Source organism: uncultured Moraxella sp. (assembly GCF_945873075.1).
Lineage (GTDB): Bacteria > Pseudomonadota > Gammaproteobacteria > Pseudomonadales > Moraxellaceae > Moraxella.
Genome location: NZ_CAMCBS010000017.1, coordinates 16,475 through 40,834, shown reverse-complemented (window position 1 = coordinate 40,834; position 24,360 = coordinate 16,475). Strand labels below are relative to the sequence as shown.

The window sequence follows — 24,360 nt, the reverse complement described above, 5'->3', positions numbered from 1 at the left end:
TACTAAGGAAAAAACTGTGCAGATTTCCGTCCGTGACAGACCCAAATTGCCCGTCTCGCCTGATGAAGTGTGGCGGATGAATGCCGTTGACATCAAGGCACTGATTAAGACGCATCTGGGTGAGTGTATGCCATCACTGAGTGATGATGAGCTGGATGTCATCACCGCACCGATGACGGTGGTACGCCTGCCCGCCAAGCATTGCTGGTGTCAGGCAGGGCAGAGCATGGATAAGATGGCATTCATCGTGTCAGGGCTTTGTAAGCTTAGCTATCAGACGGTGGATGGCGATGAGATTAATGTGCAGTTTATGGCAGAGCAAGACGGCGTGGGTGATTATATGGCAGTAATTGAAAATCTGCCGAGCAAATACAACATTTATACCATCGAACCGACCATTTTGATGGCGGTGGACAAGGCGCATTTTGAGCGGTGTTTGGCGGATTTTCCCGAATTTTTCCGCTATGTGCATGAGCATACCTTGCGATTGTTGTTCCGCTTTATTGAGCGTACCGAGAGTTTCTTAATCAGCGACAGCACCGCGCGCTATGTCAATTTTATTAACGATAATCCCGAGCTTGCCAAACGCTTATCCGTCCAAGACCTAAGCTCATATCTGGGCATGACCCGCCAAAGTGTGACTCGTATCCGCAAAAAACTGGGTCAAGCTGACAATTTGTAGCAAAATGGTAAAAATGTGTCAGCCATTGCTTATCAAAATACCGTATAATGAGGTATTTTTAGTATTTTTTTGGCGAATTTGACACAGCTTATGACGACTTCTTATAAAAACTCACACTCGCAAAAATCCAAGTTTGCATGGTGGCAACTTGTGGCTGCCGTTGTTTTGGTGGCTGTCGGTGTATTTATCGGTAAAAGTGGGCTAATTGGCACGACGCCGATAGCACAAACTAAAGCGGCCAAGTCCGATACACCAGAGATTGCCGAACCAAAAGCAGTGATGGCAGTCGAAGCTGTCACGCCGACACTGCACACTATCGAGCAGACACTGTCTGCCAATGGCTTGGTGGCGGCGACCGAGACTGCCGAAGTCAGTGGACAGCTGACAGGCGTGACCGTCGAGCGTGTGCTCGTCGATGTCGGCGATGTGGTCAAGGCAGGTCAAGTGCTTGCCGTGCTAGACACCAAGACGCTCTCTGAACAGACCGCCCAAGCCCAAGCGGATTTGGCGGTGGCCGAAGCCAGTTATGAAAAGGCGCAAACAGACCTAAATCGCACCGAGCCACTGCTTGCCATCGATGCGGTCTCTCGCCAAGAAGTCGATGGCTATCGCACAGCACTCAAGCAGGCGCAGGCGAATATCACCGCTGCCAAAGCACGGCTTAATACCGCCAAAAATAACGAAGCCAATGCCAAAGTAACCGCCCCAGTATCAGGCGTCATCAGCGCCAAGAGCGCCCAAGTCGGCGTACTGGTGACAGGTGCATCACTGTTTAGTATTATCAAAGATGGCGCAGTCGAATGGCAAGCCACGCTCTCAAGCGCAGATGCTGGCTCGGTGCGTGTCGGTCAGCCTGCCCAAGTGACATTCAATAACCAGCTACTTACAGGTACAGTCACCAAGCTATCCCCGACAGCGAACAGTAGCCGTGAGATGATTGCTCATGTCAAGCTGTCCAATGGCGCAGGCATCAAAGCAGGGATGTATCTATCAGGGCAGTTTATCCTAACTAGCCAAAGTCTGCCAACTGTACCGTTGTCCGCTATCCTAAATAATGACGGCATGGACTATGTATGGGTATTGACCAAAACGGATACAGAGCTGTACAAGGTGGTACGCACCCAAGTCACCATTCAAGGTCAAAAAGATGAGCTGGTGGCGGTGGATGTGCCAACTGACCAGCTGATTGTCGCCAAAAGTGCGAGCTTCTTGAATGATGGTGATTTGGTCACTGTTGCCAGTGTCAATGCACAGGGTGCGACCGACGCGACCAATCAGCCAGCAGTTATCAAGGAATAAGCCATGAATTTTTCTGCCTATTCCATCAAAAATCCGTTGGTGGCGATTTTATTTTTTAGCTTATTGAGCTTGCTTGGGGTGTTTGGCTTTTATCAGATGAAAGTCCAGCAGTTTCCTGATATTGACTTTCCAGGTGTGGTGACGACCATCACCCTAGCAGGGGCGACGCCTGACCAGCTTGAGAGTGATATCGCCAAAAAAGTTGAGAATAAAATCACCAACATCGAAGGTGTCAAAACCATCCGCACAACCTTGCAGACAGGGGCGGTGACGGTTTTTACCGAGTTTGTACTCGAAAAAGATGTCGATGAAGCGCTCGATGATGTACGCTCGGCAGTGAGTGAAGTGCAGGGCGATTTGCCCGCCGCTGCCAATGCGCCGATTGTCTCAAAAGTCTCTACCGCAGGCTTTCCTGTGGTGACTTATTCGGTGTCGGCGGACAATATGAGCGATACGCAGTTGTCATGGTTTGTCGATGACACCTTGACCAAAAGGCTCTCGGACATCGCAGGCGTGGGCAGTATCAGCCGTATCGGCGGTGTCGAGCGACAAATCATGGTACAGCCCAAGCCGGATATCTTGGCAAGTCTAAGTATGCCCATCACCACCTTGTCACAGCAGTTATACGCCAAATGGCAAGACGGCTCGGGCGGTGAAGCCAAAATCGGTGGCAACACCCAAACCGTGCGTGTGCTTGGCATGGGTCAGCAGGTGCGTGAGCTCAATGATATCCAAATCACCACACCGCATGGCACAGCGGTCAAGCTTGGCAGCCTTGCAAGCATCCAAGATACGCACGCGGATATCACATCGCTTGCCAAGCTAGACGGCAAATCGGTCGTCGCCTTTAATATCACTCGCTCAAAAGGTGCAGGCGAAGTGGCAGTGGTCAAGGCAGTCGATGAAGAAATCGCCAAATTGCACAGCGAAATGGACGGTATCAAAATTGACAAAATCGTCGATTATGCCGCACCCATCGAAGAAAACTACCACGCCACCATGCGAATGCTCATCGAAGGCGGTATCTTGGCGGTGATTGTGGTCTTTGTATTTTTGCGTGATTGGCGCGCGACATTGGTGGCGGCTGCGGCATTGCCATTGTCCATCGTGCCTGCGTTTTTTGCGATGTATTGGTTTGGCTTTAGCCTAAATATGATTTCGCTATTGGCGCTGACCTTAGTGGTGGGCGTGCTCGTTGATGATGCCATCGTTGAGATTGAGAACATTGTCCGACATCTGAATATGGGTAAGACGCCTATGCAGGCAGCGATGGAAGCGGCGGATGAGATTGGGCTTGCGGTGATTGCTACGACATTTACGCTGATTGCGGTATTTTTGCCGACGGCGTTTATGAGTGGGATTGTGGGGCAGTTTTTCCGTCAATTTGGCTGGACGGCGGTGATTGCGATTTTTATGTCGCTACTGGTGGCGCGCCTTGTGACACCGATGATGGCAGCGTATATTCTTAAGCCGACCAAGCATCATGACAAGCCGCCTAGCCGTGTGATGATGGCTTATTTGTCTGTGGTCAAATGGACGCTTCGCCATCGCTTGATGACGATGCTGATGGCGCTTGGGTTTTTTGTGGCGTCGCTTGGCTTGGCAGGGCTACTACCGACTGCATTTATCCCGCCTGATGAGATGAACCAAACCAAAGTCTCTATCGAGCTCACCCCCGATGCGACCATCGATGACACCTTGCGTATCAGTCAGATGGCACTTGAAAAGGTGCAGGCGATTGATGGTGTGAGCGAAGTGCTATTAAGCGTTGGCGAAGGGCAAAGTACAGGCGACCCAAGCAGTATGCGTGGCGGTTCGGTCAATGTGGCAAGTCTTGAAGTCAAACTTGTCAATCGTACCGAGCGTGCAAGCAAAACTGACATCGAAAATCAAATCAACCAAACCCTAAAATCCGTGCCATCGGCTCGCTTTAATGTCGGTATCGAAGGTGGCGGTCAAGAAGCTGGTTATAGTTTCTCGGTCAAAAGTAGCGACAAAAGACTACTGGATGACACAGTCAAAGCCATCATGAATGATGTGCGAGCCTTGCCAAGTGTCGCCAATGTCATCAGCAACAAATCACTGCCCAAACCTGAATTGGCAGTGATACCCAATGAGCTTGCGATGGCGGATAAAGGGGTGACGACAGCGGATTTGGCGGCGACCTTGCGTGTGGCGACGGTGGGGGATTATGACCAAGCCTTGCCCAAGCTCAATCTTGATACTCGCCAAGTGCCGATTTTGATTCGCTTATCAGATGCGGACAAAAAGAACCTAAGTGACTTACAAAACCTATATGTCCCAAGCTCAAAAGGACAGATGGTACAAGTCAAAGAAGTGGCGACGCTACGCTTTGGCACGGGTGAATCAAGCGTCAGCCGTCTCAATCGTGAACGAGCGATTAAGATTACTGTATTCCCAAATGGCGGTGAAGTCGGTGAGCTGATGACAGCGGTCAAAGCCACCCAGACCCTAAGCCGTCTGCCTGCAGGCGTGTCGGTGATGGATGAAGGTCAAGCCGAAAACATGGCGGAGCTGTTCTCAGGCTTTGTGATGGCGATGGGCGTGGGGGTGTTTTGTATCTTTGCGGTGCTGATGCTCTTGTTCCACCGAGTACTGCAGCCGTTCACCATCTTGATGGCGTTGCCGTTGTCGATTGGTGGGGCGTTTGTGGGTTTGCTCGCTACGGGCAGTAGTATGTCGATGCCTGCGATGATTGGCTTTATTTTGCTTATGGGTATTGCCACCAAAAACTCGATTTTGCTCGTTGATTATGCCATCATCGCCCAAGACCAAGACGGGCTATCTCGCTTTGATGCGCTGATTGACGCTTGTCGCAAGCGTGCTCAGCCGATTATCATGACGACCATCGCGATGGGTGCAGGGATGTTGCCATTAATCATCGGCTTTGGCGGTGTGGATTCGACCTTTAGCCGTCCGATGGCAGCAGCGGTACTTGGCGGTCTGATTACATCGACTTTTTTGAGCCTTGTGGTGATTCCTGTGGTTTATACCTTGATGGATGATTTGGGAAGGGTGTTTAAAAGAAAGGCTGCTTAATCATGTCTGCTGATTAATACGCCAAACCCCAAAAGTGTTCGGCTTTTGGGGTTTGGCTATTTGACGGTCTGTTTTTTTTAGTGTGTGGCGATATATTCACGCAGTGCTAGATTTAGGCGTGTCTGCCAGCCTTTGCCACCTGCTTTGAAATACTCAATCACATCTGCGTCTAGGCGAATGGTGGTGGCTTGTTTGGGATTATCAAGGCGTGGTCTGCCTTGGCGAACCAAAGTATTACCATGATACACATCCGCACGCTCAAAAAACGCATCATCAAGCTCTGGCGCATCATCGATGGATAGCGGTGGTAAATTTCTTAATTTCTCGGTCATTGGCTCTCCTCATTGAAATAATACGGCGGTGTGTCGGTGCATCGATGGGGCGATAAGTCCAAACACAAACCACCAATCTGCCTTGTAAATAACCCATGCTGATATAACGCATCTCACCATAATCTGTACGGTCATCAATGGCGGTCAGGTGTATGCCATCGAATAGTTGGGCGGCGTGGGCAAAGTCCAAACCGCGCTCATCTAAGGTGCGCTGTCGTTTGTTTTCGTCGTATTCAATTAACACGGCAATGATCCATAGAGTTTGATTTATTGTAATAACAAAAAGTCAGGCTGTCAAGCAAAGCTGTTCAGCTTTTGGGGTTTGGTTCATCATGATTTTGACAAGTCAATGGTAAATCAGTCCACTCGCTGACCTTGTTTGTTGATATAAAACCATTCATTTCCCTTATTAACTTCTGCAAAACCTTCCTTAAAGCCACCAGCGTCATCATATTGCAAAGGGATAACTATATCGCCTGTTTTATTAATAAAACCTACATTGCCGTCTTTTTCAACCCTTGCCAAACCTTCACTAAATCCATAAGTTAAATCATATTGAAAAGGAATAACCACTTTGCCTGTTTTATCGATAAACCCCCATTTGCCGTCTTTTTTCACCATCGCCAAACCTTCTTCAAAATTCCAAACTTTATCATACTGCAAAGGGATAACCGCCTTTCCTGTTTTATCAATAAAACCCCATTTGTCGCCTTTGTTAACCACTGCTAAACCTTCACTAAATCCATAAGTTAACTCATAGGGTAAGTTAATGGCTACTTTGCCAGTTTTATCAATATATTTCCATTGGTTGTCTTTTTTGACTGCTGCCAAACCTTCACTAAAAAGTTGAGCATCATTATACTGCAAATCAATGACTACTTTGCCTGTTGTGTCGATAAAACCCCATTGAGCATCTTGTCTAACGCTTGCCAAGCCTTCGTTAAAACCCCAAGTGACATCATATTGCAAGGGAACAACTACTTGACCTGTTTTGTCGATAAACCCATATTTACCGTCTTTTTTGACCGCTGCCAAGCCTTCGGATAAACAGCTAACATGGTCATATTCGGTTACTTTTGGTATTTCACATTTCCATGTATCCGCCCAAACAGCTTGGGTAAACAAAACAGTACCTACCAAAGCAATTAGGGTGAGTTTTCGTAAAGTTTGTGGTAGGTGGCTCATGATGATTTCCTTAAGTTTGGTGATTCAAATTGGCTAAATGACATGGTAATCATAATTAGCTTGGACTGGACTGTCAATAGATGGATGATTGAAACACTATCCAAGTCGCCATAAGATAACAGGATGGTCAAAAGCACAAAAAACACTTGCACGCCAATCCATCTTGGGCTATGATATGTCCATATTTTTAAACTTATCAACTTGAACCGAATGTGAAAGGTGAACCATGCCACAGCAAACGATGGCGCTGATGAAAGACTGTATTCCGATTTTTACCGTATTATCGGACGAAAATCGCCACAAAATCCTACAGCTACTGCTCGAAAACGGCGCAATGAATGTCAGCGACATCACCGAGCGACTGCACCTGTCTCGCCCTGCGGTGTCGCATCATCTCAAGATTATGCTGCAAGCAGGTACGGTGAGTGTCGAGCAGGTCGGCAAAGAGCGGTTTTATAGCATTGCTATGCATGATGCGACCGAAAAACTAGGGCAACTGGCACAGCTGATGGCATATCATTGTCCATCAAATCAACATCCGTCCGATTAGTATTTTTTTATCCAACAAGTTTATATTTTTAAACTTATCAACTTAATTTTATTATCAGGTATTTTTTATGTTATTTCAATCATTCGCTTTCCCAAATGGCAAAACTGCCAAAAACCGTTTTTTTAAATCAGCGATGGAAGAGCAGCTTGCCAAACATGACCAGCCTACTCAAGCACTGGTCCGCCTATATGACACATGGGCAAAAGGCGGTACGGGCGTGTTGGTTACGGGTAATGTCATGGTGTCAGAAACTGGCAAAGGCTCAATCAATGATGTCGTGCTGTCGGACGAGCGTAACATGGATATGCTAAAGGCGTGGGCAAAAGCAGGTACACAAAACGACACCTTACTCATCATGCAAATCAATCATGCAGGCAAGCAATCGCCAAAAGCCGTCAATAAAACGCCTGTTGCGCCAAGTGCGGTTGCTTTAAAAGGTATGGACGGTTTTATTAATCCGCCACGAGCTTTGGCGGATAATGAAATCGAGATGATTATTCGCCAGTTTATCCATACTGCACAAATCGCCGATAAAGCAGGATTTAGCGGTGTACAAATTCATGGGGCTCATGGTTATTTAGTGAGTCAATTTTTATCACCGCATCACAATCAGCGTACCGATAAATGGGGCGGTAGCCTTGAAAATCGTATGCGGTTTTTGGTCGAAATTTATCAAGGGATTCGTGCGGTGGTGCGTCCTGAATTTTTGGTCGGTCTAAAGCTGAATTCTGCCGATTTCCAAAAAGGTGGTTTTGATGAAAGCGACAGCATTCAAGTGGTGCAAAAAATGTCACAATTAGGCATTGATTTTATTGAGATTTCAGGCGGAAATTATGAAAGCCCTGCGATGATGTCCAGCAAAGCTAGCACCCAAAAACGCGAAGCCTTTTTTATTGATTATGCTGAAAAAGCAAGAAAGGTGAGCCAAGTGCCACTCATCATTACAGGTGGTTTCCGCTCTGAGTCGGCAATGGAAGATGCGTTAAATAGTGGACATTTGGATTTTATTGGTATTGCTCGTCCGCTTGCTATCCTGCCTGATTTACCAAACCAAATCAAAAATGGTACTTATCAGACCATGACGACCCAGCGGATTAAAACAGGTTTTGCCCCTGTAGATAATAAAGTCGGTGCGGTGCTTGAAATGGATTGGTATATGAACCAAATGGCGCTCATTGGACAAGGTAAACAGCCGAATCCTAAACTCTCACCGTGGAAAGTGCTTGCTAAAACCATTATTGCTAATGGTAAAGCAGGGTTAAGTACGGGGCGGTCTTAAGCTTAAGAAACTGCCATCGCCATATCCATTTGGGTATGGCTTTTAATTTTTTTTGTAAATGATATTTTAAATTCAATAATTTTTTTGCTGATCATATAGATAGCCGTGCTACATACCATCTTGAGGCGAGTCTCTACGGCGGAAGAATTGGCGTTTTTGATCGAGCCAAATTCATCGTTTTAGCAGTCTAGTCAGACTTTGCAAAATATCGCCCGTGCTTTGACTGGATGTTTTACATCATATATATTGCAAATTTGCGATGTATTTATCAGAAAATACACCGTCAGTAGCCATGTTATTGGGTTGCCAAACTTATATTTTGAGCGTATGATGTGTGTAGATTAATGCGATATTTGCATGATATTAGTTGTGATTTAATATGTATTAATTGATTTAAATAATTTTCAAAAAGACATCAAGTGAGAATCATTATGTTAAAAAAAGCTTTAGCTGCCCTAATGGGTGTGACTTTGTCAATGAGTACTATGGCAGCGTCGGATACAGGCACACCATTTGATCGATCTACTTATGCTGATCGAGAGACTTTGCCAGATTTTACAGGGGGTATGTGCGATACTTATGCGCCGACTTTGGTGCATATTAAGGATAATATTTATCGCCATACCAATGGCGGTGGACTGGCGGTTCATAGCGGTCTTGTGATGATCACTAAAGAAGGGGCGTTGGTTGTCGATAGTGGGGCAACTTGTGCTGCTGAGTGGCTCAATAAAGAAATCAAAGCCCGCTTTGGTGTGCCAGTCAAATATGTCGTGATGACGCATGCTCACGCAGATCACATCACAGGTACAAAAGTATTCCAAGATGCTGGTGCAACCGTCGTTGCCAATCAGCGTGCGGTTGAGCCGATCATCGGCGAAAAGCTACCGGTCGCACTGCCTGATAAAGTCTTTGATAAGGATATGGAAATTGAGCTTGGTGGTGAAAAAGTGCTATTACATCATGTCTCGCCAAGTCATTCTGATAGTATGGTGATGGTGCTGTTTCCACGCCAAAAAGCCCTGCAATGTACTGATGTCTGCGAAAGTAAATCAATGCCGTACAACGATTTTCTAGATTTTTATTATACAGGCTGGATTGATACGCTTAACTGGGTGCTAGAGCAGGATGTTGAAGTTATTGATGTTGGTCACTATAGTCCTGCAACCAAGAAAGACCAAGAAGCGCTGCGTAACTATATGGTTGATCTGCATCAGCAAGTACTTGACTTGACTCGTCAAGGTCAGTCATGGGATCAGCTATACCGCAATGTCAAATTCAGCCCTGAAGTCCAAAGTTGGATCGGTTATGACACCATGCGCATCCCAAATATCTTGGGTATGTATCGCTGGGTATCAAATCACCGCCGTGGTAATTGGTAAGCTGATCAATCCAGCCATCTGATGATAACAGCCCAAAAGCTGTATGTTTTTGGGCTGTTTTGTGGTGATACTTTTTTGGTATGCTGTAGTTAATTCATTAAAAAACTGGCAACTGTGATGCCAGTTTTTTGTTTTGGGGATTTGATCAGCCTTGATTGACATTGAATCTGGCGTTTTCGCCGACGATGTTAATGAAGTTTGGGTTGAGATCGTCAAGCTTACCGGCGCCTGCTAGTAGCATGGCAGTTTTTAGATCATTGGCAAGCCAATCAAGTGTCGATTGTACACCTTCGGCGCCGCCCATCGCCAGACCATATAGCATCGGACGACCGACTGCGACGGCATCTGCACCCATGGCGACAGCACGCACGATATCGATACCGCGTCGTACACCACCATCTAAGATGATTGGCACACGGCGATTCACGGCTTTGGCGATCGCAGGCAGGGCAGTTATACTGGCAGGTACACCGTCAATTTGGCGACCGCCATGGTTGGAGACTTGGATGGCATCAGCACCTGCGTTGATGAAGCGATCAGCATCATCGGCACGCAAGATGCCCTTAACAATAATAGGCAGACCTGTAAAGTCTTTGATGAATTTAATGTCATCAACGGTCAGATTGGTTTTTTGGGCGAAAAAGTTGCCTGAGCCACCACGCTTTGGATCGTGATTGCCAAACACCATGTCAGAGCGAAATGGACGACCCATGGCGATGAAAGCATCCGATTGACCAGGACCAAGCGCATCTGCGGTCAAGACGATAGCGCTATAGCCTGCATTTTTGGCACGAGTCAGCAGTGAGCGTGTGACTTGTTCATCTTTGTTGTAGTATAGTTGGAACCATTTTGGGCCTGTGGTAGCAGCAGCGATCTCTTCTAGCGATGCGTGCGATGCACCTGATGAGCAGTAGAGTGTTTTGGCAAGTCCTGCACCTTTGGCGGTTAGAATTTCGGTACCTTCGTGCACCATGCCGTGTACACCCATCGGCGCAACCATGATTGGCATCGGTAGTGTCAGATCCAAAAGCTTGGTGGAGATGTCAATGTCGCTAGCTTGTAGCCCAACCAAGCGTTTTGATGCGATACGATAGTCATCAAAAGCACGGCGGTTTTCACGCAGTGTCCACTCATCGCCAGCGGCACCAGAGACGAATTTATAGCCGGCTTCTGGGATGACTTTTTTGGCTTGCTCTTCGAGTAAGCTTAGATTGATGATATTGATTTTGCCTTGGCGGGTACTTGCGCCGTAAGTAGTTTTGGCAAATGTTGGTGTGCTAGCAGCAGGAGTGACTGTGGTGGTCACACCATTACCTGCAGCCAGTGCTGTCTTACTCATCAAAGGCAATGTGGCAAGTCCAATACCTGTGGCGGCAAGTAGCTTGCGGCGAGCAAGTGAAATATTGTGATCGTCTTGCACTGTCGTTTTGTTATTTTCCATGATAATTCTCTAAAAAAATAGTTCATTTATGTTAATATCAATATAGAGATAACCAGTGGTTTATCCATGCTGGGTCATCATGGTATATCATATACTTATAAGCATATGTATGCAACAAATAATATATTTCTATTTAATAAATCACAGAATTATTGCATAGTGCGTAACAAAGCATCAAACATCACTCAGTGCACCTAAATTTTCGGCAAATTATTGAATATGATGGTTAAAATTGACAATCTCTAGCATGGTCATTGCTACCAGTCAAACGATAAATTAGAGCGAAGCGGTCACGACAAATTCATCGTTTTAGCAGTCTAGGCAGACTTTGCCATCGCCAGATAATGCTCATGAAGTGGGGCGAGCTTGGCGTGCAATTCATCAAGCGTGCCTGTATTGTCCACCACATCCGCACCGAGAGTTTTGGCAAGATTTAGGCGGTCATCACGGCTGATTTGCTTATCGATGATGGCTTGGATTTGTGCTTGGGCATTGGCATCACGACGGCTTGCGCGCTCAAGCTGTACGGCGACAGGCACATCGACGATGAGTAGGTGCGTGCATAGCGACAGCAGATTTGGTGTCTTGTGGCGACCTTCGAGCAGTAGCGGTACAGATAGGATGGTATAGGGGCTTTGGCTGCGGCTGATGGCGTGCGTGATTTCATCAAAAATCAGCGGATGAATGATGGCGTTTAGTGTGGCAAGTTCATTGGGTTTATCAAAAATATAAGCACGCATGGCAGCACGGTCATAGTTGCCATCGCTATCTACGACCCAATCGCCAAATTTTGCTTTTAGCACATCGAGCACAGGACTGCCTTTGGCGGTAAGCCGGTGGGCGATGACATCAGCATCAATCACATCGATGCCAAGCGTACCAAAATAATCACTGACGGCAGTCTTGCCACTACCAATACCACCTGTCAGCCCAATGATGGTACGCCCTGTGTCTGTTGTCATGCTTTATCCTTTTTTTGTAAGTGCTTTATAATAAGCCCAAATACCATGCCAAAATCGCTTGTCCAAATAATAACCCAATCACCCCACCCACCGCAAGATACGGGCCAAAGGCAAAGGCGACATTTTTGCCATCTGCACGCTGTTGGTACAGCCCTGCAATCACGCCAAGCCCTGCGCCAATCAGTAGCACCAATGGCAATGCCCACACGCCAAGCCACGCACCGATAGCAGCAAGTAGCTTGGCATCACCGAGCCCCATGCCGTCATGCCCACGCAGGGTACGATAGATGGCATTGACTGCCCATAGACTAACAAAGCCTGCAATCGCCCCATAAATCGCATCCGTCGGCGTACAAAACACCTGCCAAGTATTGGCAAATAATCCAATCATCCCAAACGGTAGCACCAAGCGGTCAGGCAGTAGCTGTGTTTGATAATCAATCATTGATAATGCAATCAAAAAATACACAAAAATCAGCCCAAGCACCCCATGAATATCCATGCCAAGCACAGCAACGGTCAAGATGGATAAGATGGCCGTCACAAGCTCGGTGGCAGGGTATTGCCAAGCGATGCGATGATGGCAGTGCCGACAGCGACCACGACACAGCAGATAGCTAAGCGCAGGTAGATTATCATACCAAGCAATCGTGGTATGGCAGTGCGGACAGTGCGAGCGGGGCAAAGCAAGATTTAGCGGTGGCTGGTTTGGCGTCAAGGCATGATGTACCCGTGCTTTGGTGGCGGTGTCAAGTTCGCTTGCTTGGATAAAGTCATCAGTTTCAAGTTGCCATTCACGCATCATCATCAGTGGCACACGGTGTATCACGACGGTCAAAAAACTACCCACGCATAGCCCAATGATACCGACCAAAACATAAATCATCACATCCGTCATCACATTCATCACAGTGTCGCTCCTAGATTGAACATCGGCAGGTACATGGCAAGTACAAGCCCACCAATCATCAGCCCAAGCACCACAATCATCACAGGCTCAATCATCCCTGTCAGTGCATCGACTTTGGCATCGACCTGCTGTTCGTGATAGTCAGCGACTTTATCAAGCATCTCAACGAGCCTGCCCGACTCTTCGCCCACGCCTACCATCTGTAGGCTCATCGGCGAAAATAGCCCCACATGGCTGATGGCGGTGTATAAGCTACCACCTGCGCGGACTTTGGCGATGACATCATCGGTCGCTTGGATAAATAGCGGATGGTTGGTGGCTTTGGCGGATAGGGCAAGTGCATCATTGAGCGGCACACCTGCACCAAAGGTCGTCGCTAGCGTACGGGCAAAACGAGCACTGGCAGATAGGCGGATGAGCGAGCCAAAGATAGGTAGCCTAAGGCTGAGTGTCGCAAGCTGTTTTTGGGTGCTTGGTGAAGTCTTGTACCGCCACACCATGATGGCGATGATGGTAAGGATACCGCCAAGCATGAGCCAAAAATACGCCACCAAAAATTCAGACAAGCCAAGCACTATCTGTGTCGGTAGTGGTAGCTCTGCTCCCATGTTGGCAAAGCTACTCGCAAAGCTTGGCACGACTTTAATCAGCAAAATCGCCATCACCGCCACAGCCACGACAAGCACGGTCAAAGGATAGTGCAGGGCTTTATTGATACGGCTTTTTAGCCACAGTTGTTTTTCGCTATGGCTTGCCACACGCTCAAGCATGACATCAAGCGAGCCCGATTGCTCACCGGCATGGATGAGCGCTTGGGTGAGCGCACCAAAGATGGGCGGCTGTTTGGCGAGCGCTTGAGCAAAGCTATGACCGGTTTCGATGTCGGCTTTTAGCTTATCCAGATGGGCTTTGAGCCGTGCGTTGGTTGTGGTGGTGCTTGCGATGGCGAGCGCTTGGGTGAGTACGATACCTGCGCCGATGAGCGTGGATAAGGTGCGTAGTGTCAGCACGATGTCGGTGGTGGCGATGGGTTTTTGAAAATGAAACATCGCTTTGGGCGCAGGCTTGATGCGGATATTGGTCAAGCCTTGCTTATATAGTAGCACTTTGGCAAGGGCGATGCTTTGGGCATCAATCTCGCCTTTGACCGCTTTGCCACGAGCATCAGTTGCATGATAACAAAAACGCTGTGCTGTGCTGTCTGGTGAGTTGGCAGGCGAAATTGGCTTCATTGGCTGGTTACTCGGTGCATTTCGCTAAGGTCAGTCAGCCCTGCGATGACTTTGGCAATCCCTGCTTGGCGTAGGCTTGGGTTGCCTGCTTGGGCATTGGCATCATCGATGATGCTACTGTCTGCTTGTTCTAGGATAAGCTTACGGATGGTCGGGCTAATCGGCATCATCTCAAAAATCCCCACCCGCCCCCGATAGCCATCACGACAGCGATGACAGCCGACAGGCTCATACAGCACGGTGGTCTTGGCAATGTCGCTATCGCCAAAGCCTGCTTCGATGAGTGCGGATGTCGGCATGGTAATCGGTCGCTTGCAGTCATCACACAGTCGGCGAGCGAGCCTTTGGGCGATGATGAGCGAGATGCCGCTGGCTAGATGAAAGCTTGGCACGCCCATGCTGTGCAGGCGTGTGATGGTCGCCGATGATGAATTGGTGTGCAGGGTGGATAGCACAAGATGCCCCGTTTGAGCCGATTTGACGGCGATTTCGGCGGTGGCACTATCACGGATTTCGCCAATCATGATAACATCAGGGTCTTGGCGCAAAAATGCAGCAAGCACATCAGCAAAATCAAAGCCTGCCTTAGGATTGATATTCACCTGATTAATGCCATCCAGATTAATCTCTACAGGGTCTTCGGCGGTGAGAATATTATTATCGCCACGATTGAGCAGTCCAAGTGCTGTATAGAGCGAGATGGTCTTGCCACTGCCTGTCGGGCCTGTGATGAGTATCATGCCTTGTGGCTTGGCAAGCGCATCTACAAAATGCTGTTTTTGTTTATCAGTCATCCCAAGTGCATCAAGCCCGATGAGCGTCTGTGCACTATCGAGCATCCGTAGGACGATTTTTTCGCCAAATAAGGTCGGTAGCGTGCTGACACGAAAATCCACCGATTGATGGTCGGACAGTCGAAATTTGATGCGTCCGTCTTGGGGCTTGCGTCGCTCGGCGATGTCAAGCTTTGCCATCACCTTGAGCCGTGTGGCGATTTTATTGGCGTGGCTTTTTGGCGGGGTATTGGCAAGGCTCATCACGCCATCGATACGATAGCGGATGCGATAGCTGTGTTCATAGGGCTCAAAATGAATGTCTGATGCTCCAAGTCGCACCGCATCGATGAGTAGTTTATTGACAAATCGCACCGTCGGCTCATCGAGCACGCCATCATCGGTGCTATCGATGCCATCTGTGCTGTGCTCATCGATGCCAAGCTCGCCAAATGACGCATCAGCGCCGATGGCAAGTTTATCCAGCCACCGTGACAGCTTGTCTTCTTCGACCAGCACTGCAGTGATGTGTAGATGGGTGTGAAAGCGAATGGCATTGATGGCATCCGTGTCGGTCGGGTCGCTCATGCCAAGCTGTAGCATCGTACCGTCTTTGGCAAGTGGTAGCACTCGGTAGCGAGCCATCAGCTTATCATCAATGATGTCGGTCAAGGGTGCATGGGGCAATTTATCCACATCATACACCGCCATCGATAATAGCTGACCAATCGCCATCGCCAAAGTCTTGGCATCCAAAAGTCGTGCACCAATCAGCCTTGCCGTCCAAGGCGTATGCGTCATCACAGCATCATCGATGGTCTCGGCAAGTACAGCTTTATCTATACCAAGCGTGGTTAGATGGTCAATAAGTCGCTGATGAAAAGGGCTAAGCATACAAATCTGCCAAATAATTATGAAAAAATCTTGGCACAAATAGTAGCGATTTTTACAAAAAATGCAAAATTTTTTATGTAAATGCCACAAAATATTTTTGGCTTGTCCCAAAATTGGGTTATAATATCGTGTTCACAATGAGAAAAGGCGAGTTTGCTTAAGCTTATTGTAAAATTTCCCAAAATCCACATTCGACACACAGTTTGACACAGGTTTTCATATGAGCACAAAATATGTCATCGGTAACTGGAAACTCAACCCTGCAAGCCTAAGCGATGCCAAAGCATTGGCACAAGCGCTCAAAGATGGTTTGGGTGATGTGCGTGATGTCAAGCTGGGCTGTGCACCAAGTTTTGTGCATTTGGCTAGTGTCGCAGGCGTGCTAGATGGCACATCGCTGTGGGTGGGCGCACAAGACATCAGCGCCAAGACGCAGACGACAGGCGCATATACCGGTGATGTGTCGGCAGCACAATTGGTGGATGCAGGTGCGCGCTTTGTGATTATCGGTCATTCAGAACGCCGTGCATATCATGGCGAAGATAATGCCGTCATCGCCGACAAAATCCGCCAAGCCATTGATGCCAAGCTTGCTATCGTGCTATGCATCGGCGAGACCAAAGATGAATACCAAGCAGGGCAGACGCTTGCGGTGCTAGATGCACAGCTTGCCGTGCTTGATGGGCTAAATGTACCTGCTGAGCTACTGGTGATTGCTTATGAGCCGGTTTGGGCGATTGGTACGGGCTTGACGCCGACTGTGGATGAAGTCATTGCGGTACATCGCCATATCCAAGCCAATCTTGCCGATAAGCAGCTGCCAAATATCTGCGTGCTGTACGGTGGTAGTGTCAATGCTGACAATGCGGACGCTTTTGCCGCTGCTGATGAAGTCGGCGGTGCTTTGGTGGGTGGCGCTAGCCTAAAAGCAGATAGCTTTGCGCAGATTGTGGCGGCCTTTGCTAAGGCGTGAGCGCATCTGTCAGCTTAGCTTAATGATGACCAAATTTTTATTTAAAAAAACGCACAGTTGTGCCTAAGAGAAAGTTATGTTGTTTAATATCCTATTGGCTGTTCATATTATTATCGCAATCGTGATGATTGGCTTTATTTTGATCCAGCATGGTAAGGGCGCAGATGCAGGTGCATCATTTGGCGCAGGTGCTGCGGGCACGGTCTTTGGTGCAGCAGGTTCGGCGAACTTTTTGACACGCACCACAGCGATCTTGGCGACCATCTTTTTTATCACTAGTCTGGCATTGGCGCATCTTGCCCAAAAACAAGCCCAAGATCAGCTACGCCTAGATGTCCCAACCACGAGCGCACCAGCAAGCACGACACCAGCTCAGACGGGCACAAGTAATTAATTGGCGAGCATTTTGCCAAAAGTGCTTGCTATTAGGCGACTTTTTCGCTAGAATACAGCCAAATTTGCGATCGTGGTGGAATTGGTAGACACGCCATCTTGAGGGGGTGGTGCTTCACGGCGTGAGGGTTCAAGTCCCTCCGATCGCACCAAATTTCATACTGATGAAGTATGTAAAAATTTCAAATAAATGCTTGACATTGGTAAATTTTACCGTATAATAAGCACTCTAAATTGATGCGGGGTGGAGCAGTCTGGTAGCTCGTCGGGCTCATAACCCGAAGGTCGTTGGTTCAAATCCAGCCCCCGCTACCACTTTTTAAAACCCTAAATTTTTCTAAATCTTGACAAATTTAGGTAGTTTAGACTACAGTTGTAGCTAAGCTGTCGGCTGGTATAAAGATTGCCCACCAACGGACGTTTTGTGGGTTTTTTTGTATTTATCGTTTGCCAAACTTGCACTAAGATCGTGTATTTTATTTAGGAAACACAATTTAAATCATGAAACCATCGAGCAAAATTGCTGAATTGACCGAATTGATTGCCCCTGCGGTTGCCGCCTGTGGCGTGGATTTGTGGGGCATTGAGTTTATGCCACAAGGACGCAAATCGCTGTTGCGTATTTATATCGAAACTTTGCCTGACGCCCGTGCCAATGGCGAGCATGTGACCATCGAAGACTGCTCAGCGGTGAACCACCAAGTCTCAGGCATCCTAGATGTCCATGACCCAATCGCTGGCGAATATGTGCTAGAAGTCTCAAGTCCAGGCTTTGACCGTCCGCTGTTTAGCCGTGAACAGGTCGCTGAATATGTGGGCGAGATTGTCAATCTGCGCTTAATTCATGCCATCGGCACAGGCGACACCAAGCGTCGTAAGGTTGTTGGTCGCTTGGTCGAAGTTGGTAGCGACACGATGAAGGTCGTTACCGAAGACAAGCTTGAGTTTGAGGTAGCATTTGATAGTGTTGATAAAGCGCATTTGGTGTACGAAGACTAAGCCGATTAATCGTCATTTTATTAAGTTATTATTCATTAACCCAACCCAAAGGATCTGCAGATGAGTCGTGAAATTTTGACCGTGGTCGAGACCGTCAGTAACGAAAAAGGGCTAAATCCTGAAGATATTTTTGAAGCGATTGAGCAAGCGCTCGTTGTTTCTACCAAGAAAAAAGTCTATACCGAACAGCCAGAAGTGGCCATTCGTGTGCATATCGACCGTAAGACTGGCGATTATGACACTTTCCGCTACTGGACGGTGGTCGCTGATGAAGATCACGAAATGCCTGCGTGTCAGCTTGCGATCAGTGATTTGGACGAGAATGAATACAAAATCGGCGACATCGTCGAAGAGCAAATCGAGTCGATCGAATTTGGTCGTATCGCAGCAACTCAGGCCAAGCAAGTCATCATCCAAAAGATTCGTGAAGCTGAGCGTGCTTTGGTTGCTGATGCTTTTGAATCACGCCTAGGCGAGATGGTCACCGGCGAAGTCAAAAAACAAAGCCGTGATGCTTATATCATCGATTTGGGTGATAATGCCGAAGGTTATTTGGCAAAAGATCAAACCCTACCACGCGAAAACCTACGCCCAAAAAGCCGTGTTACAGCGATTTTGGCACAGGTCAATCGTGATGGTCGTAGCCCACAGTTGGTGCTATCTCGCACCAATAATGAGATGCTGATTGCTTTGATGCAAAAAGAAGTCCCTGAAATCAGCGAACAAATCATCGAGATTCGTGATGTGGCTCGCTTGCCGGGTTTGCGTGCCAAGATTTCGGTCAAGACCAATGACCATCGCATCGACCCTGTGGGTGCGTGTATCGGTATGCGTGGCACTCGTATCCAAGCGGTGCAACAAGAGCTAGACGGCGAGCGTATCGATGTGGTGGTATGGAACGAAGACCCTGCCCAGTACATCATCAGCGCGCTTGAGCCTGCCGATGTCAGCGGCCTTGTGCTTGACGAAGATACCAAGACAGCCGAAGTGATTTTTGCGACCAATGATCAGCTGGCTCGTGCGATCGGCTCGCAAGGTCAAAATGTGCGTTTGGCATCAGAATTGACTGGCTATAAGCTGAACATGATTTTAGAATCAGAATACAACGAGCGTCAAGAGTCAGAAAGCCAAGCGGTCATCGAGATGTTCTATGAGCGTCTAGAAGTGGATCGTGATTTGGCCGAAGTGCTTGCCGAAGTTGGCTTTAGCGATATCGAAACGGTTGCTTATGCACCGGTTGAAGAGTTTTATGAAATCGATGGCTTGGACGATGAAACCATCGCTGCTATCCAAGCTCGTGCCAAAGAAGTCATCATCTCTGATGAATTGGCAAAACAACAAAACATCAAAGAGCCAAGCGCAGAACTGCTTGCCCTAGAAGACATGACGCCTGCAATCGCCTACAAACTGGCGGAGCGTGACATCATCACCCTAGATGATTTGGCGGAACAAGCGGTATTTGATATCGAAGATATCGAAGGCTTGGATGCTGATAGTGCTGGCAAGCTGATTATGCAAGCTCGCCAATCGTGGTTCGCCTAAGATGCGTGCCGTGATGCTAGGTGCACGATGATGAGCGTGCACGCATTGAACTAATTTTTGCCATACCGCATGGTTTGGCAAACAACTTAACACAGTGCGCTTGGTGGATATCCGCCAAGCCCACTTGCCAAACCAAATAATTTTAGGTGATATAATGGCGAAAACAGTCAAAGAACTAGCCCAACTTTCAAATACCAATGTTGAGACCATTCTCAAACAATTAAGCGATGCAGGTCTGCCTGCTCGTGGCGAAGCTGACGCTGTCAGTGAAGCTGAGCAAGAAAAATTGGTGGCATTTTTAAAACAAAGCCACGGCGAAAAACCAAAATCTCGCATCAGTCTAAAATCAAAAACCACTTCTACCGCCCAAGTCACAGGCACTTCAGGCAAAGCCAAGACAGTCAATGTCGTACGCACCAAAAAAGTCGTGTATGAAAAACCAGACCCTGCCAAAATCGAAGCAGAAATCGCTGCCCAAGCAAAAGCTGCCGAAGAAGCCCGCCTAAAAGAAGCTGAAGCTAAGCAAGCGGCTGAGCGTAGCAAAAAAGAAGCTGCCGAACGCCAAGCGGCGACACTTGCTGCCATGCGAGCGAGCAGTGCACCAAGCGAAAAAACTGACAGCTCAAGCAGTGTCGTGGTCAAAAAAGCCAAAAAAGACGACGCTGTAGAAGCGGTAGAAGCAAAAGCAGACAACAAATCGGACAACAAGGCTGACAAGAAAAAATCAGCCAAACCTGTCAAACAAGAATCTGCCGAAGACAAAGCGGCTCGTGAGGCTCGTGAAGCAGAGGCAGAACGCCTACGCCAAATAGAAGCCGAAACCCGCCGTAAAGCTGCCGAAGAAGCCCAAAAACGCACGCTTGAGCAGATGAAACAAATGGCATCTCGTTATAGCGATAGCGAAGAGTCAACCAGTGCGACCATCGTACGTACCAAAGATGATGCACCGCTGGCAGATGGCTTGGTGGGTGCAGCGCTTGAAGAGTCATTCGAAAAAGAACGCCGTGAAATCAAGCGTGGCACAGCAGGTACAACCGGCAAAGGTGCGAAAAAAGGCCGTAAAGGTCAGCAAGAAGAGCGTGAAATCAAGACTCGCTCAAAAGGTCTGAAGTCATCACAAGCCAACAAGCATAAGTTTGAAATGCCTGTCGAAAAAATCGTCCACAATGTTGAAGTGGGTGAGAGCATCGTACTGTCTGATTTGGCACAAAAAATGGCGGTCAAAGTGCGTGAAGTCATCAAAGCCTTGATGAAAATGGGTGAGATGGTGCGTGAATCTGACACCATCGATCAGATGACGGCAGCACTTGTGATCGAAGAATTTGGTCATAACTTTATCCCTGTTAGCGATACACAACTTGAAGATGATCTACAAGTGGCAGTCGATGAAAAATCAGGCAATATCCAAACTCGTCCACCAGTTGTCACCATCATGGGTCATGTTGACCATGGTAAGACATCGCTACTTGATAAGATTCGTGCGACCAAAGTGGCATCAGGCGAGGCAGGTGGCATCACTCAGCACATCGGTGCATATCATGTGACTACCGATCGTGGCGTGATTACTTTCCTTGACACCCCAGGTCACGCCGCCTTTACAGCGATGCGCTCTCGTGGTGCACAGGCGACGGATATCGTTGTGCTTGTGGTTGCTGCCGATGATGGCATGATGCCACAGACCGAAGAAGCGATCGATCACGCTCGTGCTGCAGGTACGCCACTGATTGTCGCCATTAACAAAATGGACAAAGACACTGCCGATCCTGATCGTGTCATCAATGAGCTATCGATCAAAGAAGTTATTCCTGAAGAGTGGGGTGGTGATACCCCGATGGTCAAAGTCTCTGCCAAATCAGGTATGGGTATCGATGAACTACTTGAAGTCATCAGCATCCAAGCAGAATTGATGGAGCTAGAAGCCCCTGTCGATGGCGCTGCTCAAGGCGTGGTGATTGAGTCTCGCTTGGATAAAGGTCGTGGTGCAGTCGCAAGTCTATTGGTCAAAAAAGGTACACTAAACCAAGGCGATCTGGTCTTGGCAGGTGAATACTATGGTAAAGTGCGTGCGATGACCGATGAGAATGGTCAGCGTATCAAATCAGCTGGCCCGTCGATTCCTGTTGAGATTCTAGGCTTGCCAGAAGCACCTGCGGCAGGTAGTGAGTTCTTGGTCGTCTCAGATGAGAAAAAAGCCCGTGAAGTGGCGGATTTCCGTGCGGCTCGTGAGCGTGATCGCATCCTTGAACGCCAAAACAAAATGCGCCTAGATACGCTATTTGATAGCATGGGTAGTGCTGAAGTTGCCACCTTGAACATCATCCTAAAGACCGATGTGCGTGGTTCACTCGAAGCACTGCTTGGTGCGCTTGATGAGCTATCGACTGATGAAGTCAAAGTGCGTGTCATCAGCTCAGGCGTCGGTGCGATTACCGAGTCTGATGTCATCTTGGCAGAATCATCGGAAGCGGTACTGCTCGGCTTTAATGTCCGTGCTGACAATCAAGGCAAGAAAAAAGCCGATGCAGCTGGCTTAGACATCCGTTACTACAGCGTCATCTATGGTCTTATTGATGATGTCAAAGCAGCAATGAGCGGTATGCTTGCGCCTGAACATCGTGAGCAAATCTTGGGTATTGCTGAAGTCCGTGAAGTCTTCCGCTCAAGTAAATTTGGTGCAGCAGCAGGCTGTATGGTACAAGAAGGTACTATCCATCGCAACAAGCCAATCCGTGTCTTGCGTGATGATAAGGTTATCTTCACTGGTCAATTGCAGTCATTGCGTCGCTACAAAGACGATGTCAATGAAGTCAAAGCTGGTATGGAATGTGGTCTTGCGGTCAAAGGCTATGAAGTCGCTGTGGGCGATAAAATCGAAGTCTTTGAAATCCACGAAATCAAACGCGAGCTATAATCGCCGAACCCTTGCCAAAACCCTGTCGCATGATGGGGTTTTGTCGCCATAGCGATACGAAATTTGTTATACTAACAGATAAAAGACAACCCTTTATCCAAGTTGTCTTTGCTGGAAAATTCATTATTATTGGAAAAATTCAATGAGCCAACGCTTACAACGACTTGCTGATCAAATTCAGCGAACCCTTGCCACCTTGATCCGTGATGAGATTAACGATCCACGCTTGACGGGATTTGTGACCATCTCAAGCGTCAAGGTCAGCCCTGATTTGGGCTATGCCGATGTGTATGTGACCATTCTTGAGCCGCACAATGACACAGGCATGAATATCGATAGCCACCGTGAGAGTGTCGCCATCTTGAACCGTGCGTCGGGATTTTTGCGCACCGAATTATCACACACGATGAAAACTCGCACCACGCCACGCCTAAGATTTCATTATGATGAAGTGACCGCGCATGGCAATCACATGATGGATTTGGTCAATCAAGCGATGAAAAAGACGCACGAGAGCGAAAAACATTATGATGATGAGACGGCAGAGTGAGCGATGACCAAAACCGTCATTTCAGGGATTTTGCTACTGGATAAATCACAAGGCATCAGCTCGCATTCGGCATTGGCAAAGGCCAAATTTTTGTTCAAATCAGATAGCCAAGATTCCAAAAAAGCAGGGCATACAGGCACGCTTGATCCGATGGCGACGGGGCTATTGCCTTTGGTGTTTGGCGAAGCGACCAAATTTGCTCAATATGGACTCGATGCGGATAAGGGCTACACGGCGATCATTCGCTTGGGCGTAGCGACCGATTCGGGCGATGCTGATGGGCAAATGATTGATACCAAAGCTGTGCCAAGCTTTGATCAAGCGATGCTTGATACTATTGCAGATCATATGACTGGGGTGCAAAGCCAAATCCCACCGATGTATTCAGCACTCAAAAAAGACGGCAAAAAGCTTTATGAATATGCCCGAGACGGCATTGAGATTGAGCGTGCGCCACGAGCCATCACTATTCATACACTTCGCCTAACCAAAATCAGTGATGATACTGTGCAGCTTGATGTCACTTGCTCAAAAGGCACTTATGTGCGTGTGCTGGGTGAAGACATCGCCAAACGGCTTGGCACGCTCGGGCATCTGACACGGCTACATCGCACGATGACGGGCGGTTTTGGTATTGATGATGCCATCACCACCGATATGCTTGAAACACTGCCGATGAGCGAGCGACTGGGCAGGCTACTACCAATCGATGCCATGCTGACACATCTGCCGACTTTGGCGGTGAGTGATGATGAAGCATCACGGCTAAAGCTCGGTCAACGGCTCAATGTCAAAGACCGAGCGGGGGCATTGCCTGCCTTTGATGAGAGTTGCTTGGTGCGTCTGTATCATTGTGCTGATTTTATTGGACTTGGTGAAGTGGCGGTGACAGGTAGGCTGCAGCCGAAGAAGCTTGTGGCTTAGCTTTATCCAATCTATGCAGACCCATCGAATCTTTTTTTGGGGGGTTTATTTGTACAATTTCCCAGCAAATGTTACAAAATTTTTCAAGAA

General features: G+C 48.0%; 21 protein-coding genes and 2 tRNA genes. 15 read left to right on the top strand and 8 right to left on the bottom strand.

Annotation, left to right across the window (positions count from 1 at the left end; translation table 11 throughout):
- The first annotated feature begins 16 nt into the window (after nucleotides 1-16).
- The 3 genes from Q0N89_RS07010 to Q0N89_RS07000 all read left to right on the top strand — a co-directional run bounded on the left by Q0N89_RS07010 (nucleotide 17) and on the right by Q0N89_RS07000 (nucleotide 5,041).
- Nucleotides 17-682 (top strand): Crp/Fnr family transcriptional regulator, encoded by a 666-nt coding sequence (locus Q0N89_RS07010; RefSeq protein ID WP_294034812.1) that lies wholly within the window; start codon nucleotides 17-19, stop codon nucleotides 680-682.
- 90 nt (nucleotides 683-772) lie between these two features.
- Nucleotides 773-1,981, top strand: coding sequence for an efflux RND transporter periplasmic adaptor subunit (locus Q0N89_RS07005; RefSeq protein WP_294034810.1), 1,209 nt, complete (start codon nucleotides 773-775; stop codon nucleotides 1,979-1,981).
- A gap of 3 nt (nucleotides 1,982-1,984) precedes the next feature.
- The gene (locus tag Q0N89_RS07000; protein ID WP_294034808.1) at nucleotides 1,985-5,041 is read left to right on the top strand and encodes an efflux RND transporter permease subunit; all 3,057 of its coding nucleotides are present in this window, start codon (nucleotides 1,985-1,987) and stop codon (nucleotides 5,039-5,041) included.
- A gap of 77 nt (nucleotides 5,042-5,118) precedes the next feature.
- On the opposite strand, the gene Q0N89_RS06995 is transcribed toward Q0N89_RS07000, so the two are convergent.
- The 3 genes from Q0N89_RS06995 to Q0N89_RS06985 all read right to left on the bottom strand — a co-directional run bounded on the left by Q0N89_RS06995 (nucleotide 5,119) and on the right by Q0N89_RS06985 (nucleotide 6,558).
- Entirely contained in the window at nucleotides 5,119-5,373 is a 255-nt protein-coding gene (locus Q0N89_RS06995) for a BrnA antitoxin family protein (RefSeq protein ID WP_078254124.1), read from the bottom strand.
- Entirely contained in the window at nucleotides 5,330-5,617 is a 288-nt protein-coding gene (locus Q0N89_RS06990) for a BrnT family toxin (protein ID WP_294034806.1), read from the bottom strand. Before Q0N89_RS06990 ends, Q0N89_RS06995 begins: the two co-directional genes overlap by 44 nt.
- Nucleotides 5,618-5,730: 113 nt before the next feature.
- Entirely contained in the window at nucleotides 5,731-6,558 is an 828-nt protein-coding gene (locus Q0N89_RS06985; RefSeq protein ID WP_294034804.1) for a WG repeat-containing protein, read from the bottom strand.
- 226 nt (nucleotides 6,559-6,784) lie between these two features.
- Here Q0N89_RS06985 and Q0N89_RS06980 point away from each other — a divergent pair, with 226 nt between their 5' ends.
- The 3 genes from Q0N89_RS06980 (at nucleotide 6,785) to Q0N89_RS06970 (ending at nucleotide 9,766) form a co-directional block, all read left to right on the top strand.
- Entirely contained in the window at nucleotides 6,785-7,108 is a 324-nt protein-coding gene (locus Q0N89_RS06980; RefSeq protein ID WP_294034801.1) for a helix-turn-helix transcriptional regulator, read from the top strand.
- A gap of 67 nt (nucleotides 7,109-7,175) precedes the next feature.
- Nucleotides 7,176-8,387 (top strand): NADH:flavin oxidoreductase/NADH oxidase family protein, encoded by a 1,212-nt coding sequence (locus Q0N89_RS06975; protein WP_294034799.1) that lies wholly within the window; start codon nucleotides 7,176-7,178, stop codon nucleotides 8,385-8,387.
- A 431-nt stretch (nucleotides 8,388-8,818) separates the two neighbouring features.
- Entirely contained in the window at nucleotides 8,819-9,766 is a 948-nt protein-coding gene (locus tag Q0N89_RS06970; RefSeq protein ID WP_294034797.1) for an MBL fold metallo-hydrolase, read from the top strand.
- A 145-nt stretch (nucleotides 9,767-9,911) separates the two neighbouring features.
- Here the strand turns inward: Q0N89_RS06970 and Q0N89_RS06965 are convergent, their stop codons facing one another.
- The 5 genes from Q0N89_RS06965 to pilB all read right to left on the bottom strand — a co-directional run bounded on the left by Q0N89_RS06965 (nucleotide 9,912) and on the right by pilB (nucleotide 15,978).
- Entirely contained in the window at nucleotides 9,912-11,207 is a 1,296-nt protein-coding gene (locus Q0N89_RS06965) for an alpha-hydroxy-acid oxidizing protein (protein ID WP_294034795.1), read from the bottom strand.
- 317 nt (nucleotides 11,208-11,524) lie between these two features.
- On the bottom strand, nucleotides 11,525-12,169 hold the full coding sequence (gene coaE, locus Q0N89_RS06960; protein ID WP_294034793.1) for a dephospho-CoA kinase: 645 nt from the start codon (nucleotides 12,167-12,169) through the stop codon (nucleotides 11,525-11,527).
- Nucleotides 12,170-12,194: 25 nt separating this feature from the next.
- Nucleotides 12,195-13,076, bottom strand: coding sequence for an A24 family peptidase (locus tag Q0N89_RS06955; RefSeq protein WP_294034824.1), 882 nt, complete (start codon nucleotides 13,074-13,076; stop codon nucleotides 12,195-12,197).
- Nucleotides 13,076-14,311 (bottom strand): type II secretion system F family protein, encoded by a 1,236-nt coding sequence (locus tag Q0N89_RS06950; RefSeq protein ID WP_294034791.1) that lies wholly within the window; start codon nucleotides 14,309-14,311, stop codon nucleotides 13,076-13,078. The genes Q0N89_RS06955 and Q0N89_RS06950 overlap by 1 nt, the downstream gene beginning before the upstream one ends.
- Nucleotides 14,308-15,978, bottom strand: a complete 1,671-nt coding sequence (pilB, locus tag Q0N89_RS06945; RefSeq protein ID WP_294034789.1) for a type IV-A pilus assembly ATPase PilB — start codon at nucleotides 15,976-15,978, stop codon at nucleotides 14,308-14,310. The genes Q0N89_RS06950 and pilB overlap by 4 nt, the downstream gene beginning before the upstream one ends.
- A gap of 220 nt (nucleotides 15,979-16,198) precedes the next feature.
- Here pilB and tpiA point away from each other — a divergent pair, with 220 nt between their 5' ends.
- The 9 genes from tpiA to truB all read left to right on the top strand — a co-directional run bounded on the left by tpiA (nucleotide 16,199) and on the right by truB (nucleotide 24,270).
- Nucleotides 16,199-16,951, top strand: coding sequence for a triose-phosphate isomerase (tpiA, locus tag Q0N89_RS06940; RefSeq protein ID WP_294034787.1), 753 nt, complete (start codon nucleotides 16,199-16,201; stop codon nucleotides 16,949-16,951).
- Between the two features lie 79 nt (nucleotides 16,952-17,030).
- On the top strand, nucleotides 17,031-17,345 hold the full coding sequence (secG, locus tag Q0N89_RS06935; protein ID WP_143821367.1) for a preprotein translocase subunit SecG: 315 nt from the start codon (nucleotides 17,031-17,033) through the stop codon (nucleotides 17,343-17,345).
- Nucleotides 17,346-17,411: 66 nt separating this feature from the next.
- Nucleotides 17,412-17,496 (top strand) — tRNA-Leu (locus Q0N89_RS06930).
- Between the two features lie 86 nt (nucleotides 17,497-17,582).
- Nucleotides 17,583-17,659 (top strand) — tRNA-Met (locus tag Q0N89_RS06925).
- Nucleotides 17,660-17,845: 186 nt separating this feature from the next.
- Complete coding sequence (rimP, locus tag Q0N89_RS06920) at nucleotides 17,846-18,343, top strand: ribosome maturation factor RimP (RefSeq protein WP_294034785.1); 498 nt, start codon at nucleotides 17,846-17,848, stop codon at nucleotides 18,341-18,343.
- 60 nt (nucleotides 18,344-18,403) lie between these two features.
- Nucleotides 18,404-19,885: a transcription termination factor NusA gene (nusA, locus tag Q0N89_RS06915; RefSeq protein ID WP_294034783.1), complete on the top strand. Its 1,482-nt coding sequence runs from the start codon at nucleotides 18,404-18,406 to the stop codon at nucleotides 19,883-19,885.
- Between the two features lie 151 nt (nucleotides 19,886-20,036).
- Entirely contained in the window at nucleotides 20,037-22,796 is a 2,760-nt protein-coding gene (gene infB, locus Q0N89_RS06910) for a translation initiation factor IF-2 (protein WP_294034823.1), read from the top strand.
- 142 nt (nucleotides 22,797-22,938) lie between these two features.
- Nucleotides 22,939-23,346, top strand: coding sequence for a ribosome-binding factor A (locus tag Q0N89_RS06905; protein ID WP_078254069.1), 408 nt, complete (start codon nucleotides 22,939-22,941; stop codon nucleotides 23,344-23,346).
- 3 nt (nucleotides 23,347-23,349) lie between these two features.
- On the top strand, nucleotides 23,350-24,270 hold the full coding sequence (truB, locus tag Q0N89_RS06900; protein WP_294034780.1) for a tRNA pseudouridine(55) synthase TruB: 921 nt from the start codon (nucleotides 23,350-23,352) through the stop codon (nucleotides 24,268-24,270).
- Nucleotides 24,271-24,360 lie beyond the last annotated feature (90 nt).

Coding starts and splice junctions, on each gene's coding strand:
- Q0N89_RS06980 (WP_294034801.1), top strand. CDS start 6,785: ATGCCACAGCAAACGATGGCGCTGATGAAAGACTGTATTCCGATTTTT.
- Q0N89_RS06965 (WP_294034795.1), bottom strand. CDS start 11,207: ATGGAAAATAACAAAACGACAGTGCAAGACGATCACAATATTTCACTT.
- rimP (WP_294034785.1), top strand. CDS start 17,846: ATGAAACCATCGAGCAAAATTGCTGAATTGACCGAATTGATTGCCCCT.
- Q0N89_RS06985 (WP_294034804.1), bottom strand. CDS start 6,558: ATGAGCCACCTACCACAAACTTTACGAAAACTCACCCTAATTGCTTTG.
- tpiA (WP_294034787.1), top strand. CDS start 16,199: ATGAGCACAAAATATGTCATCGGTAACTGGAAACTCAACCCTGCAAGC.
- Q0N89_RS07000 (WP_294034808.1), top strand. CDS start 1,985: ATGAATTTTTCTGCCTATTCCATCAAAAATCCGTTGGTGGCGATTTTA.
- truB (WP_294034780.1), top strand. CDS start 23,350: ATGACCAAAACCGTCATTTCAGGGATTTTGCTACTGGATAAATCACAA.
- Q0N89_RS06975 (WP_294034799.1), top strand. CDS start 7,176: ATGTTATTTCAATCATTCGCTTTCCCAAATGGCAAAACTGCCAAAAAC.
- coaE (WP_294034793.1), bottom strand. CDS start 12,169: ATGACAACAGACACAGGGCGTACCATCATTGGGCTGACAGGTGGTATT.
- Q0N89_RS06950 (WP_294034791.1), bottom strand. CDS start 14,311: ATGAAGCCAATTTCGCCTGCCAACTCACCAGACAGCACAGCACAGCGT.
- Q0N89_RS06995 (WP_078254124.1), bottom strand. CDS start 5,373: ATGACCGAGAAATTAAGAAATTTACCACCGCTATCCATCGATGATGCG.
- Q0N89_RS07005 (WP_294034810.1), top strand. CDS start 773: ATGACGACTTCTTATAAAAACTCACACTCGCAAAAATCCAAGTTTGCA.
- nusA (WP_294034783.1), top strand. CDS start 18,404: ATGAGTCGTGAAATTTTGACCGTGGTCGAGACCGTCAGTAACGAAAAA.
- Q0N89_RS06955 (WP_294034824.1), bottom strand. CDS start 13,076: ATGAATGTGATGACGGATGTGATGATTTATGTTTTGGTCGGTATCATT.
- Q0N89_RS06970 (WP_294034797.1), top strand. CDS start 8,819: ATGTTAAAAAAAGCTTTAGCTGCCCTAATGGGTGTGACTTTGTCAATG.
- Q0N89_RS06905 (WP_078254069.1), top strand. CDS start 22,939: ATGAGCCAACGCTTACAACGACTTGCTGATCAAATTCAGCGAACCCTT.
- pilB (WP_294034789.1), bottom strand. CDS start 15,978: ATGCTTAGCCCTTTTCATCAGCGACTTATTGACCATCTAACCACGCTT.